This window comes from Hoylesella loescheii DSM 19665 = JCM 12249 = ATCC 15930, from assembly GCF_000378085.1.
Lineage (GTDB): Bacteria > Bacteroidota > Bacteroidia > Bacteroidales > Bacteroidaceae > Prevotella > Prevotella loescheii.
The window spans coordinates 1-16651 of record NZ_KB899222.1 but is presented as its reverse complement, the minus strand read 5'-3'; the positions used below and the strand labels follow the sequence as shown (position 1 = coordinate 16651).

The 16651-nt window shown below is 47.6% G+C and carries 11 protein-coding genes; 8 read left to right on the top strand and 3 right to left on the bottom strand.

The annotated features are described in order from the left end of the window. Positions 1-18 precede the first annotated feature (18 nt). From F453_RS0111620 to F453_RS0111600, 5 genes are all read left to right on the top strand, one after another. The gene (locus F453_RS0111620) at positions 19-786 is read left to right on the top strand and encodes a discoidin domain-containing protein (protein ID WP_018968168.1); all 768 of its coding nucleotides are present in this window, start codon (positions 19-21) and stop codon (positions 784-786) included. Between the two features lie 183 nt (positions 787-969). Further along, complete coding sequence (locus F453_RS0111615; protein WP_018968167.1) at positions 970-3234, top strand: GH92 family glycosyl hydrolase; 2265 nt, start codon at positions 970-972, stop codon at positions 3232-3234. 64 nt (positions 3235-3298) lie between these two features. Then, entirely contained in the window at positions 3299-6499 is a 3201-nt protein-coding gene (locus tag F453_RS0111610; RefSeq protein WP_033404301.1) for a SusC/RagA family TonB-linked outer membrane protein, read from the top strand. A 15-nt stretch (positions 6500-6514) separates the two neighbouring features. After that, entirely contained in the window at positions 6515-8275 is a 1761-nt protein-coding gene (locus F453_RS0111605) for a RagB/SusD family nutrient uptake outer membrane protein (RefSeq protein WP_025790087.1), read from the top strand. 42 nt (positions 8276-8317) lie between these two features. Next, complete coding sequence (locus F453_RS0111600) at positions 8318-9505, top strand: glycan-binding surface protein (protein ID WP_018968164.1); 1188 nt, start codon at positions 8318-8320, stop codon at positions 9503-9505. A 315-nt stretch (positions 9506-9820) separates the two neighbouring features. Here the strand turns inward: F453_RS0111600 and F453_RS0111595 are convergent, their stop codons facing one another. After that, complete coding sequence (locus tag F453_RS0111595; protein WP_025790086.1) at positions 9821-10834, bottom strand: hypothetical protein; 1014 nt, start codon at positions 10832-10834, stop codon at positions 9821-9823. Positions 10835-11239: 405 nt separating this feature from the next. Continuing rightward, positions 11240-11467 carry a hypothetical protein gene (locus tag F453_RS16320; protein WP_018968162.1) on the bottom strand — a complete coding sequence of 76 codons (228 nt, stop codon included), beginning with the start codon at positions 11465-11467 and terminating at the stop codon, positions 11240-11242. Between the two features lie 578 nt (positions 11468-12045). On the opposite strand from F453_RS16320, the gene gltX reads away from it, so the two are divergent. The 3 genes from gltX (at position 12046) to F453_RS0111580 (ending at position 16097) form a co-directional block, all read left to right on the top strand. After that, positions 12046-13563 carry a glutamate--tRNA ligase gene (gene gltX / locus F453_RS0111590; RefSeq protein ID WP_018968161.1) on the top strand — a complete coding sequence of 506 codons (1518 nt, stop codon included), beginning with the start codon at positions 12046-12048 and terminating at the stop codon, positions 13561-13563. Between the two features lie 155 nt (positions 13564-13718). Continuing rightward, the gene (locus F453_RS0111585) at positions 13719-14939 is read left to right on the top strand and encodes a 3-deoxy-D-manno-octulosonic acid transferase (RefSeq protein ID WP_018968160.1); all 1221 of its coding nucleotides are present in this window, start codon (positions 13719-13721) and stop codon (positions 14937-14939) included. 573 nt (positions 14940-15512) lie between these two features. After that, positions 15513-16097 (top strand): Ig-like domain-containing protein, encoded by a 585-nt coding sequence (locus F453_RS0111580; RefSeq protein ID WP_018968159.1) that lies wholly within the window; start codon positions 15513-15515, stop codon positions 16095-16097. A gap of 351 nt (positions 16098-16448) precedes the next feature. On the opposite strand, the gene F453_RS15915 is transcribed toward F453_RS0111580, so the two are convergent. Continuing rightward, positions 16449-16651, bottom strand: a 203-nt coding sequence (locus tag F453_RS15915; RefSeq protein WP_026292596.1) for a hypothetical protein, incomplete at its 5' end; no start/stop codon positions are given.

The window sequence follows — 16651 nt, the reverse complement described above, 5'->3', positions numbered from 1 at the left end:
AATTAATATTTAAACAACATGAAACATTTCCTTTTGACGTTGGGCTTTATGCTCACGCTCGGTGTGCTTTCGGCATTTGGGCAACAAACGGGTAACAAACTCAGCCTTAAAGCCTCGAAAGTGCTGCTTCCCACTGGTGGCAAAGTGTCGTTTGAGGTAGAAGGTGTTAATTCGTCTGCCACCTATAAGTACAAGTGGACTTTGCCCAAGCAGTTTAAGAAACTGTCTGAAAGGGGTAACAAAGTGGTGGTGAAAATCCCCGATGAAGGTGATTACGAGGTGAAAGTGTTTGTGGAAAGCAACGATGAGAGCGACGACGTAGAACTGAAAACCAACATAGAGGTATCGAATAGCAAAAAGATAGAATTGCTAAGTGTTGGCAAGAAGGTTGTGTCGTGTAGTGGCAATGTGGGCGACGAAAGGCCCGATTGGCTCTTTGATGGCACTGCCGACCCCGACAATTACAGCAAAAAATGGTGTGCCGAGGGAAAGAAAGAACACGAAGTGGTGGTAGACTTAGGGCAAACATGCCAAATCTATCGCTTGAAATTCTACGACTGCCGTACCAAAGAGACCGATTATGACAATATCCAAAACTTTAAACTCTTTGTGAGCGACAATCAAACCGACTGGACTTTGGCCCTCAGCGAGACCGACAACAATGACAACGTGAAAGACGTAACCTTTGCTCCCGCCAAGGGAAGATACGTGAAATTCGTAGCCTACGACCCTAACAAAGACTTCACCATCCGCGTTTGGGAATTGGAACTATATGGCGTAAAATAGTAAATGGTGTGGTAAGGGGGCGTCTTATGATGCTGCGTGGTTCTCTTCTCGTTCCTCCCAAAAGAGCGTTTTCTCGCCATGGCAACGTTCAAGCAAGTTTGGCATTGATCATTTGGCTTAACGAAAACGTCGAATTATTGCGGTATCTGGCGCACCTCTTACCCCCTTACAAACAGGTGGCTTATGCTTAAGACGGTAAGATTTTGGGTATGTCTGGCACTTATTTCAGGCATACCAAGGGCTTTCTTTGCCCAAGACAAGACGCCCTATCAGCTTGTAAACCCCTTTATAGGTACGGGCAACGAGGGCAATTGTTTCCCCGGTGCACAGGCTCCGTTCGGTATGCTGTCGTTAAGTCCTAACAACACGTTCGATAATTACGAAGATGCCACATCGCGTCCAGGTTACAAATATTTCCGAAACGAGATAAACGGCTTTGGATTGACACATTATAGTGGTGTGGGTTGTCATGCCATGCAAGACTTGCAGTTTATGCCCGTCGCGGGAACTCTCGACAAATCGCCCGTGAACGATAAACATGCATACGTGTCGCGCTTCTCGCACGAACGCGAAAAGGCAATGCCTGGCTATTATTCCGTTACGCTCGACAATTACCTTATTGATGCGAAGTTCGCTGCTACGGTACACTCTGCCATCGGCGAAATTACCTATCGTGGCGACCAAGAGGCACATCTGGTGTTTGCTCCTACCAATTGCGCCAATGGCATAGGCGATGGAGAACTGCACATTGAGTCGACAGCCATGACTGTAACAGGATGGGTTTCGACGGGCGGATTTTGTTGGCGCGACCCCAAAGACCGTCCTTACCGAGTGTTCTTTGTGGCTAAGTTCAATACCAAGTTCAGCAGCTACGGCGTGTGGAAAGGAAAAACCAAAACCGAAGGGGTGTCTAACGTGGCAGGAAACGACCTAGGCGCATACGTATCGTTTGGCAAATTGAATGGAAAGGCAGTGAAAATGAAGGTGGGCATTTCGTATGTGAGTATCGAAAACGCTCGAAAAAACCTGCAAGAAGAGATAAGCTGTTGGGAGTTTGATGACGTTTACCGTGCAACGAAATCGCAATGGGAGCGCATGTTGTCGCGTTTGACCGTAGAAGGAGGTAGCGAAAGTCAACGACAAGCATTTTACACCGCCGTTTATCACAACCTTTTGCACCCTAACGTGTACAGTGATGTGAACGGCGATTACATGGGATTTGACGACAAAGTGCATCGTGTGGCCAATGGAAGGAAACATTATGCCAACTTCTCGTTATGGGACACCTATCGCACAACAGCCCCATTGCAGGCCCTAATCGCACCCGATGAGGCTTCGGATATGGCCCAATCGTTGTTACTTGATGCCGAGCAAGGGGGTGCTTACCCCAATTGGAGCATGAACAACGTGGAGTATGGGGTGATGAATGGTTACTCAACGTTCCCCTTCATTGCCAATCTCTATGCCTTTGGGGCACGAAACTTCGACCTGCAAGCAACCAAAGAGATGATGAAGCGCGTGTCGATGAAGCACATTAAGTGTAAAGGCTTCCACGGTTGGGAACACGTTGAAGACTACATGACGTATGGATATGTGCCCGTAGACAGGCATGGGCATGGCGCTTCGATGACTCTTGAATATTCTATCGACGACTTTTCTATTGCCCAAATATGCAAGGCCGCAGGCGACGAGGCAGCATACAACTATTATATGAATCGTTCGCAAAGCTTCGAAAACCTATTTGATGAAGAAACGCGACTGATAAGGCCGAGAAATGCCAATGGCCGTTTTCTTACGCCTTTCACGCCCAATATGGAGAAAGGCTTTAACGAAGGTAATGCCATGCAGTATTTCTGGAGCGTTCCGCATAACGTAGACGCATTGACAGACTTTTGTGGAGGTAAGGAAGCTATGGAGAAAAGGCTCGACACTTTCACATCGCAAGTGAAGCATGGTTGGGCACCCGACGTTCCATATTATTGGTTGGGTAACGAACCTTGCTTTGGAAGTGCCTACGTGTACAACTTCTTGGGCAAGGCATGGAAAAGTCAACGATTGGTGCGAAACATCCTCAACAGGTTTGATAACACGCCTAATGGCCTCCCCGGAGATGACGATGCCGGTGCAATGTCGGCCTTATACATATTCTCGGCTATGGGATTGTATCCCTATATCCCTGGTATTGGTGGCTTTGTGATAACTGGCCCGCTGTTTTCTAAGGTTCAGTTGCAGCTCAAGGAAGGCAAAACGCTTACTCTTATGGGTGCAAACGCAGGCAACGAAGCCCCTTACATACAGCGTTTGCAGGTAGATGGCCGCGAAACAACATCCACTTGGATAGACTGGAATAAACTGAAGAATGGCGCAAAGTTGAACTTCGTGATGGGTAAAGAGCCCAATAAACAATGGGGAACGACAGAGAAAGACGTTCCACCGTCTTATTATTAAGGTGGGGTGGATGAGCAAATGCTTTGCTGCCTGCCAACAATCAAAGTACAAACAATAAAATCAGATGAGAATGAATAAGTACGCATTGTTGCTGTTCTCGCTTTGTTCTGTGCCCTTGTCGGCATTGGCTCAGGGCAAGCACATAACGGGTAAGGTGTCTGACACAAAGGCCGAACCCATCGTGGGAGCAGTAATCAGAATACAAAACAAGGTTGCCGTGGTTACGGATGCCGAGGGGCGATACACCATTGAGGCAGAGCCTGGCGACGTGTTAGACATTACTTGCATCGGTATGCAGAGCCAAAGGTTGAAGGTTGGCAATCGGTCTACCCTCAATGTGGTGCTGCAAGACGATGCAGTGAAACTCGACGACATCGTTGTTGTAGGTTATGGTACGATGAAGAAACGTGACCTTTCGGGAGCAGTGGCCAAGATTAGCGGCGACGACCTTTTGGGAACGGGTGCTTCTAGCTTTAATCAGGCCCTGCAAGGAAGAATTTCAGGTGTGGTTGTCAACAAAACCGACGGAGCCCCGGGCGGTGCTATCAGCATCAATGTGCGTGGTGCAAACTCGTTCACCACAAGCACCGAGCCGCTTTATATTGTAGACGGTGTCCCCTTTGAAACGGCTGGCACGCCATCGAGTAAGGCTACCGACGGCAGTCAGATGCGCATGAATGCCCTCGCTTCGATAAACCCACACGACATCGAATCAATCGAAATACTTAAAGATGCTTCTGCAACGGCCATCTATGGATCACGTGGTGCCAATGGTGTAGTGCTCATTACCACGAAGAAAGGTAAGGCTGGACGTGGAAAGATAGAGTTCACGTCGAACCTGAGCATGTCGAACGTGCTGAAAAAGATAGATGTGCTCGACCCCGTTACATACGCGCGTTATATTAATGAGCAAACCGCCAATAGGGCAATATATAACGGAGAGATCGTGAACGGACTGCCTTACGAGGGGAAGTGGACATATCGAGACCTCAACGGAAAGATTGTTGAGAACTCGGGCGTGTATAATCCCTCGCCCGAAGACTTCCTTAATCCCGGCCTACGAACTGATCTATATGGGAACAAAACGATGGTGCGAGGTACCAACTGGCAAGACGAAATCTACCATACGGGCTTCTCTCAAGAGTATAACCTTAACGTTTCGGGTAGCGATAACAATGGTTGGTGGTCGTTCTCTGGTAACTATCTCAACCAAACGGGTATTATTAGGCGCTCGGGATTTGAACGTTACATCCTTCACATGAATATCGGACGTAGGGTGAAAGATTGGTTAGAGATTGGCATGAACATGAATTACACCAACTCGACTACCGACTTCGCCAAGTCGAGCAATGAAGTTGGCGTGGTAAGATCGGCCTTAGTGTTCCCCGCTACTTATGCCCCCGATGTCAGCGTGTATGAATCGGACAAGCTAAACTGGCTTGCATCGAACCCCGTGGTTTATCTTAACAACTCGAAAGATCAGCAGAAGATGAGCAACTTCTTCTCCTCGTCTTACTTAGAGGCCAAGATCAGACCATATTTAAAGTTCCGACAGAACCTCGGATTGGGTTATTCGGCGAACAGTCGCGGGTCGTATTACGACAGGCATACCTCTGAAGGCAAGTATCCCGACAATGGAAAGGGAGGCCAAAGCGATAGTTGGTGGAAGAGCCTAACGGCCGAATCGCTGCTGACTTTTGATAAGAATTTCGGTGGAAAGCATTCTGTAAACGCCTTGTTGGGCTTTACCTACGAGATAGCCAACTTCGGTTCGAAGGGTATGTCTGCAAAAAACTTCCCATCAGATGTAACCCAAGAACACAATATGGGATTGGGATTAAGCTATAATGCACCAGAAAGCGAGCGTGGACAGCAAAAGCTGATGTCGCTCTTGGCACGCGTCAACTATTCGTATTCAGGCGGAAAATACGTCGCTACCGCATCTTTGCGTCGCGATGGATCGAGCAAATTCTCTCAGGCAAACAACAAAATAGGGCACTTCGCATCAGGTGCGGTGGCCTGGCGACTATCAGAAGAACGCTTCGTTAAGGATTTAGATATCTTCGATAACCTTAAACTGCGATTCAGCTACGGACAAACGGGTAACCAAGGTATTGGCGCTTATCAGGCACAATTATATATGATAGCGTCTAACTATCCTTATAATGGCAGCATGTCTAGTGGTTTCTCGGAGGTGTTATGGCGTGGCGCGTTGAACAAAAACCTGAAATGGGAAACCACCGACCAATTTAATCTTGGCCTCGACATGGCCTTTTGGAGAGGAAGGGTTAACCTCACGGCCGACTTGTATTGGAAAAAGACGCGCGACTTGCTGCAAAGTACCGCCATCCCTTCTAGCAACGGCTTCGTCAATATGTGGTCTAACGAGGGTCATGTGGTGAACAAAGGACTTGAAGTGGCAGCGAAGTTCAATGCCATTAACCATAAGGGTTTCAACTGGAACATCGAAGCGAATATCGCCTTTAACAAGAACGAAATAGGCGGACTCTCGTCTGACCGCTTCGCCGAACGCATATCTGCGGGTATGGAAAAGGTGTTCGTTCAACGCAACGGACTTCCTATCGGAGCCATTTACGGCTTCTTGGAAGACGGATTTTATGATAACGAGGCCGAAGCTCGCATGAATAAGAGTTACGCAGGAATGTCGTCTGAAGATATTAAACGTTTCGTTATCGGTGAGGTTAAGTACAAAGACCTTAACGGAGATGGGATGATTACCGATGCCGACAAAACCGTAATAGGGAAGACTTTACCCGACTATACCTTCGGAATTACCAACACGTTCAGTTGGAAAGGGTTTAACCTGAGTTTCTTCTTCCAAGGTTCGGTGGGCAATAGCCTCTTCAATGCCAACATGCGTGATGTTCGCCTCGACGACATTGGCAATATTCCCCGCAGTGCGTACGAGGCTAGATGGACACCCGAAACGGCTGCAACGGCGCGTTATCCCAAAAATGTGGCCACGCGAAACCGCGATATGAAGGTGTCGGATCGTTATGTGGAGGATGCCTCTTACTTACGACTGAAGAACCTAAACCTAGGTTATAACATCAAGCCACATTGGCAAGGCATCTCTAATATATATGTATATGCCAGCGCCACAAACCTGTTTACCATTACCAAATATAGCGGAGCCGACCCCGATGTCAATGCTTTCGGATGGGACGCATCGCGACGTGGCGTGGATTATTACTGCTATCCTGGTAGTAGAACCTTTACCATCGGATTTAAGTTGGATTACTAAAAACGGAGTATCATTATGAAAAAGATATGTGTTAAATCCATTGTCGCTTGCTTGTTGGGCACACTTGCTACGACGTTTTGCGTCTCATGCGCAGACATGTTGGACGAGAAAGGCTTCTCGTTCGTTAACGACAAGAACATAGAAAACAACGATGAAGGTGCCCAGCAATGGGCCACAGGGGCATTTAGTGTGCTCACTTACGAGGTGTTTCGCTGGGATGCGTTCCCCCATGTACTCGATTTCGACTGCGATTATATGACCGGACCCGACTGGGCCTTTGGCAAATTTGGGTCGGGAAACTTCCAAGACGACGACCACGCACAGCAGATGTGGGAGAAGATGTATAACATGATACACCGCTGTAATCTAGGAATTGAGAACGTCGAGGCTATGACGGGCACCACGCCACGTGGCAAAGACAATGCCATTGGCGAAATGCAGGTGCTCAGGGCATACGCCTATTTCCTACTGGTAAGGGCGTTTGGCCCCATCCCCATTCGTGATCACACCATCAATTCGGGACTTTCTGACATTCACCAGCCACGCCAACCCATCGACTCGGTTTACCATTACATCATCGCCAATTTGCAACAGGCCGAACAACGGCTCTATAAGAACACTGATAGGGAGTTCTCCTTGGGGCACGTTTCGGCAGGAACGGCCGCGTCGCTCTTGGCAAAGGTCTACCTAACCATGGCTTCGGGTGCTGTTCCCACTGGCGAAAAGGTTATCGTAAGGGGTGGAAAGGCGTTCGAGAAAGTGGCAGGCGAGAAGGTTTACACCAATCCCGTGGCCATTGAACACCAGAAAACGCAGCTCGCAGGATATGACAAGATAGACTACATGAAGTACTTCGCCTTGGCCCGAGATAAGGCTAAAGAAGTTATTGACGGTAAGTATGGCTCGTACGACTTACTGCCTTATGATGCGCTTTGGGTAATCGGCAACCGCAATAAGGTGGAACACATCTGGAGTTTACAAACCGTTTCCAACGATGATATTTATGGCGTGTCTTTCGGCGAAGGCTATGCGGGCGTGTTAGGTACGGCTGGCGAGACCTATGGCTTACATCATGGCATGCGCAATCATTGGTATAAGCTGTTCGAACCACAAGACTATCGCATCACAAAAGGCGTGATGCACCGCTGGCAACGCTATCATGCCGTAGACTATCATGGCGGTTCTTATTATCCCAACACCGATGAATGGAAGAAAAAAGCCCAAGGTTATACCAATGATGAAGGAAAGTGGGTGGCTCCCGTTGCACCCTTCAACGATGGACTTTCTTACGAAAGCAAGAACGATAACAATTATCTGGCTTATCTCACTAAGTACACTTACGTAAGCGACAGAACGAAAAAGCGGGCCGACATATATTTCCCCTTCTTGCGTTTTGCCGATGTACTGTTGATTTATGCAGAGGCAGCCAACGAAGCCAACAATGGTCCTACCTCCGAGGCGCTTAATGCACTCAACCGCGTAAGGGTGCGCAGCAATGCCACGCCCAAATCGCTTACGGGTGTTGGGAAAATCAACGACAAGGTGCTTTTCCGTTCAGCCGTGTTGGAAGAACGAGCAATGGAATTTGCCGAAGAGGGCGATCGTCGCTGGGACTTGATAAGGTGGGGCATCTATCTGCCTGTAATGAACGCCATTGGTGGAACAGACGAGGTGGATATAGTGAAATCAAGGATGGAAAAACACCTGCTCTTCCCCATTCCAGGTTCGGAAGTGGGCGTTAATAAGTTTATAACAACAAACAATCCGGGGTGGTAATGGCCTTGCCTAGAGATACACATCCCCTTTAATTGCACGATAATGAAAATAAAGATAAGAAAACAATTGCACCTTGGTTTGTTTGTCATTGCCACGGCGATGATGTCTTGCCAAAACATTGTAGACAATCCCGCAGTGGAAGATTTCTCTGCCAACGGTGCCCCCACGATAACGAAGATAACCTCGGTTACCGATTTAGATCAGTCGGTTACCCAAAGTGGCATGGGTCAATGGCTTGCCATTCATGGCGACAACTTGGCTCATCCCACGGCCATTCTCTTTAATGATGTGGAAGTAAAACTCAAAGACGTTTATGCCGTTCGCACCCGAATAAACGTGGCCATACCCACCGAAGCGCCTAGCAAGCTAACGAACACGCTTACCGTGCGTACTGCTTTGGGTGAAGCCACCACGAATTTCACCGTCGATTTCCCAAAATTAAAGGTTGTGGGACTAGACAATGAATTTGCGAAACCTGGTAGTAACGTCACTGTTATGGGTGAGTTCTTCAATCTATATGGGCTTACTTCCAACGAGGCTACATTTACATTAGGTGGCAAATCGCTAACGGTTGTTGAGAAAAACGACAAGAAAATTGTGCTTACCATACCCGAAGATGCGGTTGATGGAGCAGACATCGTGATATCAAGTCCCAAGTTAGAGCAGCCCGTACGTCTGCCTTATCGCGACAAGGGCGTACAACTTTTCGCCAGTTACGATAAAGATTACCTTTTCGGAAAAGGCTATCTATGGACATCGCGAGACAATTTCACCGACGGAACGAACGAGGGAGACCCCGTTCCACCTATTGGAAAGTGGTTCTTTAGACGAAAGAACACTTACTCGGCATGGAATTGGGATACGCTCATTGCTGGGCATTTCGACCTCGATGATGCTGATGTGGTGAGCCATTTGGAAAACTATTGTATCAAGTTTGAGGTATGGACGGCCAAGGACAAGCCCATACCCACAGGCGATTTCATATTTTGGAGCCAGCAAAGCGCAGACAATATGAAGCTGCGTTGGAACCCTGCAGACCAAGGAGTGTCGTTAAATACCAACGGTGAATGGCGCACCATAACCCTAGATGCCACCACGTGGTTCAGGGATAACGATGCTCAACCAGTATTGAAAAAGGGTAGCAACGACTTCACCATTGTTTATCAGCCCCATAATGGGTTTGATGCCGACTTCGCACTTGCCAATCTAAGGTTCGCCAAAAAGCGGTAAGGGCGGGTCCTAAAATTAGTTTCTATGGATCTCTAGGTCTTATTTGAGCAGATTTCGCTTACTTTCTTGAAAGGGCATAATGAACAAATGCAACTGAAAGAGTAAACGAAACCTGCCAAGTAAAATAAGAAAGGCATAGAAGAGCCACCGAATAAAGGAGGCTTATACGATCGTTCAGATTCTTTATAACGTGATTATATGTAGTACCATTTATATTAGAAAAACACAAAAACAAGGCAGGCTCTGAACGCTATTAACGGTTTCAGAACCTGCCTTATTTGGTGTTGCGCATATTGTTATGCCATAACAGCCGTGTTACCTTCTAAACACTTTCTGTGTGCGGCCATTCTTTTTCTCTATGTGCAAACCTTTGGTGGGTTGTTTCAACTCTCTACCATCTAGACTATAATAACGTGTTTGCGTGTCGGCCGATGGCTTTTCGCTGTCAATACGCTTGATGGGGGTCACCTCGCCATTGGTTGCGAAGCGTGCGCCTTTAAGCACAAACGTGGCACCCGACGGACCTTTTATATAAACCTGCCTTAGCTTGTTCTTATCCTTAGATAAGGGTACGTTAATCTGCGAAGCACCTGCTTCAAACTTACTAGTGGTTGTTTGGGCGTTTTCACCATCGTATTCGATACCGATTTCACCTTCGGTTGCCGTTGGTTGGGCAAACTGAATGACGAACATGTCGAAGAGACTGAAATCCCTAAATTGGTCGTTGAAGTACCATCCCTTATGTGCCCAGTCGTCTTTAATGCTGATGGTTTTTGTTGCAGGGTCGTAATCTGCTCCGCCACCTTCGTTTACCTTCTTCAATGTAAGGTCGAATCGCTTGGCCTTTTCTTCTTTCAACATTTGTTCGTATTCGGCCTTTGTGCAGGCAATAACCTTGTCTATGGTAATCATACCTGGGTAGTCGGCACTTTGTAAGAAGAAATCTTTCACGTTCTTCTTATGTTCGGGGTTCAGGTCAATACCAGCAACGAGAAGTCCTGGCGTGATAGCTCGCTCCGCGCCCCAACTGTCTTGTTGTGTCGTTCCGTCTGTGTATTCGGTCTTAATTTTAAACATACACGAGGCGTCTTTTAGTTTTAGCACCAGCATGTCGTATTCCGAGAAGTCTGTTCCACCTTCAAACACGCATCCGTCTTTGTCGAAGAACTTGAAGGTGACCCCGTTCCACTCGGTCATAAAAGCGATATTGTTTCCCAAGATCTGGCAATTGGCATCCCACGGTTGGAATTCGCCAGCAATCTCTTTCATTGGGAAGGCGCTCAATGCTGTGAAGAGCGCAAAGGAAGCTAGTAAAAATGGCTTTCTCATGATAGTTTCTTGTTTATGTTAGACGTTACAAATTTAAGTCTTTTATCCCTCTTTCGTTGATACAATCTTATCATAAATTGGTACAATTTTGTTTTTATTCGTCTATATTCTCCTCTTTTTCGTATGTTCTAATGCCCCAGTTAAGCCAAGTAAAGTTTATTCTGTGTCCAAAACCTTTTATGTAAACGATGCTTATTTGCTGATGTTTTTGGGTGGTGGATACAATTTTTGCGCGCGTTTGGGATAAAATACAAGCGGTATGCCTACTGTCGCGTAGCGCTAGTTGGCAAGATAGCCATTCGCTCTTTATCTAACCTTGCCCCAAAAAGTATCGTATCTTATCCCGAGTTCACGTAATGTTTGATACTAGCCTGGCACGATCTAGGCTGTTCGTTCCACAGCCCATCACCGCCAACTACTCACCCTTCCTACCTCCAAACGCCATCTTTCACGCCTCACCCGATAAGCCCTTGTAGTGAGCTTTTTAAGCTCCCGCATTGTTATAGCTAAGTTGGACTCCTGTTCCAGATAAGTTGGAACGGCATTCCAGCTTAACTGGAACAGCATTCCAGCTAACATGGAACAGCCGTCCAAAACATATTTAGCATGGCGATTAATGTAATAATGCATCATCAGGGCTTAGCAGGTGCATTTTCGGAACGATGAAAATGCGAGCGACGCAATGGTTAATGGATGCGTTTGGGATAAGATACCATGACTTTTGAGCAAGACTAGACGGGTAAACGAATGGCTAACTCGCCAGCTAATGCTACGCGACAGTAGGCATGCCGATTGTGTTTTATCCTCAACTCGCGCGATGCTTAAACACGCTCTTCGCTTTTCTAGGAAAATGCGGGGTACGAACATGTGAGCGAAGAAGTGGGTAGTGTCAGGGGCATCAAGGCGGGTTTGTTGGCCAATTTAAAGGCTTTCCCATGTCAAGTTGACAAATTTGCCGCTTTCTTCGTTCCCTATTAAGACATGCCTTTACCATAGCTTGTCTTCCTTTTATGTGAAAGAGTTTGCTAGTTAAGCATAAAAATGGTAATTTTGCACAAATTAGTCGCCATACGTGTAGCGTGCGAAAGAACGCGGGGTGCATGTTGAGGCGAAAAACAACAGCATGGAAATAACAGCCATCCTCTGGGTGTGGGGCGTTGCGCCAACAAGCGTCGACCACCCCGCAGGGGAATATACCTATTATATATAATATGTCTGAAAGAAAAGTGAGGGTGCGTTTTGCACCCAGTCCCACGGGGGCGTTGCACATCGGTGGAGTGCGTACGGCACTCTACAACTACCTGTTTGCCAAACAACAAGGAGGCGATTTGGTGTTCCGCATTGAGGATACCGACTCGCAGCGGTTTGTGCCAGGGGCCGAAGAATACATCATCGAGTCGTTCCGATGGTTGGGAATAAAGTTCGACGAGGGCGTTACCTTCGGCGGAAAATATGGTCCTTACCGCCAAAGCGAACGTAAGGAGATTTATAAGCAATATGTAGACCAGCTGCTAAACGAGGGCAAGGCCTATATCGCTTTCGACACACCGCAGGAACTTGAAGCAAAAAGGGCAGCGACAGAAAATTTCCAATACGATGCCCACACCCGTAACGAGATGCGCAATTCGTTGACGATGAGTGCCGAAGAAGTGGAAGCGCTCATCGGCGACGGCACGCAATACGTGGTGCGTTTCATGGTGATGCCAGGCCAAGAGGTGCATGTTAACGACATGATTCGTGGCGACGTGATGATTAAGAGCGACATTCTAGACGACAAGGTGCTGTACAAAAGCGCCGACGGACTGCCCACATATCACTTGGCCAACATTGTAGACGACCATCTGATGGAGATAACCCACGTTATTCGTGGCGAAGAATGGCTGCCCAGTGCACCGCTCCACGTGCTGCTCTACAAGGCTTTTGGCTGGGCCGACACCATGCCGCGTTTCGCCCATTTGCCCCTGCTGCTCAAACCCGAAGGCAAAGGAAAACTGTCGAAACGCGATGGCGACAGACTTGGTTTCCCTGTTTTCCCACTCGAATGGCACGACCCAAAGACGGGCGAAGTGTCGTCGGGTTATCGCGAAAGCGGCTATTTTCCTGAGGCGGTGATAAACTTCTTGGCGCTGTTGGGATGGAATCCAGGTACCGAACAGGAACTGTTTACGCTGCAACAGCTTGTTGATGCATTCGACATCAGCCGTTGTTCGAAGGCTGGTGCCAAGTTCGATTATCAGAAAGGTATTTGGTTTAACCACGAATATATCTTGCAAAAGAGCAACGAAGAGATTGCTCGCCTTTTCGCACCGATGGTGGCCAACAATGGCATAGACGAACCCATGGAGCGCATTGTGCAGGTGGTTACCATGATGAAAGACCGCGTGAACTTTGTGAAAGAACTGTGGCCGCTGTGCTCGTTCTTCTTCATCGCACCGCTTGCATACGACGAGAAGACGGTGAAAAAACGTTGGAAAGAGAACTCGGCCGAAGTGATGACCGAACTGGGAACGGTGCTCGAAGGGCTGAACGATTTCTCTATCGAGAACCAAGAACGTGAGGTGTTTGCCTGGGTAGAAAGCAAGGGTTATAAGCTGGGCGACGTAATGAACGCCTTCCGCCTTGCTCTTGTGGGCGAAGGTAAGGGTCCTGGCATGTTCGATATCAGCGCATTCCTTGGCAAAGACGAAACGTTGGCACGACTTCGTAGGGCGATAGAGGTGTTGAAATAGGGTAGGGTGGCATCTCGTCACATACCCCATACTTAAAGGCTTATTGCATAGTGTGCCGTATGACGACAGTAAATAAAACAACAGCGTATTGTGCCATCGAGGCGCAAACCGTGCAATAAGGCCTAACATCACCCATTCATCAAAACCCTACACCCGTGTATAACATCATTATTTATATCTACCTATTGGGCGTTGCCATAGCCAGCCTTTTCAGTTCGAAGGTTCGAAGGATGTGGCGAGGCGAACGCGAGGCTTTCGATGTGTTGCGCAACGGCGTTGAAGACGGTGCGCAATATGTGTGGTTTCATGCTGCCTCGCTTGGCGAATTTGAGCAGGGGCGCCCGCTCATTGAAGAATTGCGCCGCACGCATCCACAATATAAGGTGCTACTCACGTTTTTTTCGCCCTCGGGCTACGAGGTACGAAAGAACTACGAGGGTGCCGACATCGTTTGTTACCTACCACTCGACACGCCACTCAACGCTCGTCGCTTCTTGCGGTTGGTGCGTCCTGTGATGGCCTTTTTCATCAAGTACGAGTTCTGGTACAACTACTTGCACATCCTTAAACATCGTGGCGTGCCCACATATAGTGTCAGCAGCATTTTCCGTCCCGATCAAATCTTCTTCCGTTGGTATGGTAAAAGCTACGGAAAGGTGCTGGCCTGCTTCTCGCATTTTTTCGTTCAGACCGAGCAGAGCCGCAAGTTGCTTGCCTCGATAGGCTTTCGCAACGTTTCGGTTACTGGCGATACGCGCTTCGACCGCGTGCTGCAAATACAAAAGGCCAGCAAACATTTGCCCCTGATAGAAAACTTCGTTCAGGGCAAACACTTGTTTGTGGCGGGCAGCAGTTGGGCTCCCGACGAAGAGATATTTGTGCCTTTCTTCAACTCGCGGTCTGATTGGAAGATGGTTATTGCGCCCCATGTGGTGAGTGAAGACCATCTACAACAACTGGAACAGATGGTGGAGGGCACCACCGTGCGTTATTCTAAGGCTACGCCCGAAACGGTGGTTGAGGCCGATTGCTTGCTCATCGACTGCTACGGATTGCTGTCAAGCGTTTACCATTATGCCGACGTAACCTACGTTGGCGGTGGTTTTGGCGTGGGCATACACAACGTTTTGGAGGCGGCCGTATGGGGCGTGCCTGTTGTTTTCGGACCAAACAACCAGCGTTTTCATGAGGCACAAGAGCTGATGGCTGCTGGCGGTGGCTTTGAAGTGGACTGTAAGGCGCACTTCGAAGCATTGATGGACGAATGGATTGATGCCCCTTGGCGCGTGCAAGTTGCAGGAGAGAAGTCCACCGAGTATGTAAAGAGTAAGGTGGGCGCAACGAATAAGGTTCTGGAAGAAGTGTTTTCGAAATAGGTAAAAGCCTCGCCCACGAGTCCTTTCCAAAGGAAGGAGGGAGTAGTATGCTTTGCTGTGGCATTGTTCGCCTCGTAGTTGCAGAGCATACTACTCCCTTTTCTTTTTGGAGAGATTTTATGGATGTTGACTTTTCATTTGTTTCTTGTAAATTGTTTGTTATAAGGGTGCTAGCCGTTACTTTAAATCCTCAGTTGTCATTTTTAATAGAGCCGCATAGTATTCAATAAAAATGTGAGTTCGAGATAAGACTAGATGCGTTTTGAATAAAAAACGGAGGTAGGCAGAGAAATGGCTATCTCGCCAATTACCGCTATGCGACAGTTAATACAGCATTTTAGTTAAGCCAGCACTAACACAAAGGCAGGAAGTAGATATTGTCAACTTGATAATTCGTCAATTCGTTAACTTTTCAACTAAAAAAAGAACTTCTAACTCGTTAATAGGCAGAGATTAAAGCGTATTGGCTTATTGTGTTATACATTATTTAACGTTTTTCTCGTGCAAGTTCTTTTTTATCTCGTGTTTATAAGGGTGAAATCAACAAGAAACAACTTTAAAAACAAAATGACAATGGAAACAAAATCCTTACTGAAAACCATGGCCGCAAGTGCCTTCTGTGTAGCAACGTTCTTATTTGCCGCTTGCGACAAAGACAAGGACAAACCCGTTTTGAACAAGTTGACCTTCGATAAGACAACCATTGAAGTGACTGAAGGTAAGACAGCAGACCTGAAAGTGAAGAACGGAACAGCACCTTTTAGGGTTGAAATATCGGGTAAGAAGGGTGAAAAGGTGGCAGAAGCCTCCGCGAAAGCTAACACCATCACCGTGAAAGGATTAAAGGCCGGCGCGGGTACGTTGTCTGTCACTGATAAGAATGGCGCACGAGGTGCAATCAGTGTGATGGTAAAGAAGGAGGCAGGCACGTTGAAGCTTGAACAGACAGCGGTTACTCTTGAAGTGGGAAAAAGCCAGGTGGTAAAGGTTCTCAATGGAGCAGGCCCTTTCGTGGCAATCGCCAAGGATCCGAATGTGGTGGAAACTTCTGTAAAGGGTAATGAAGTGACCCTTACGGGACGCAAGGTTAGCGCCACAACCGTTGAGGTAAAAGATAAAGACAATAATTTGGGTATCATATCAATAACTGTTAAGTAAACAATTCATTTCATCTATTCTGACTTCTGTATTTGGAAGCGCCGACCCCCGATTTGTGAAAATCGGGGGTCGGTTGGTTTATGGATATTCGCTGTTATCAGGCTGTTTGTCCGCTGGTTTTGCGGCCCTCGCAGTGCGCTTAGCCATGCCCTGGTTCGCTACAACTAGCTTGTAGGGTGACTACAAAAGGCTTGTAGTGTGGCTACAAAAGGCTTGTAGTGCGACTACAGAAGGCTTGTAGGGTGGCTACAAAAGACTTGTAGGGTGAGTACAAATGGGCTTGTTGTAGTGTACTGAGATTAGTTGACACTTTTCGTTGTTAAATACTCCTTTGGTTGACAAGAAAAATCCTTATGTTGTATTTAGGTTGTCATGTCCTTCTCCAAAGTCCAAATTTGGTTTACAGCTGCCATCCGTTTGCAAAGTTAAGCATTGTTTGTTGGCCGTCCAAGTTTGGGCTGGCCTTTTTTGCGTGAATGAAAACAAGGCCATGAAAAACACCGAGGGGGTGCCCTGCGGCAGGGGGCTCGCAGCCCCCGAGAGCAAGAGGTGCT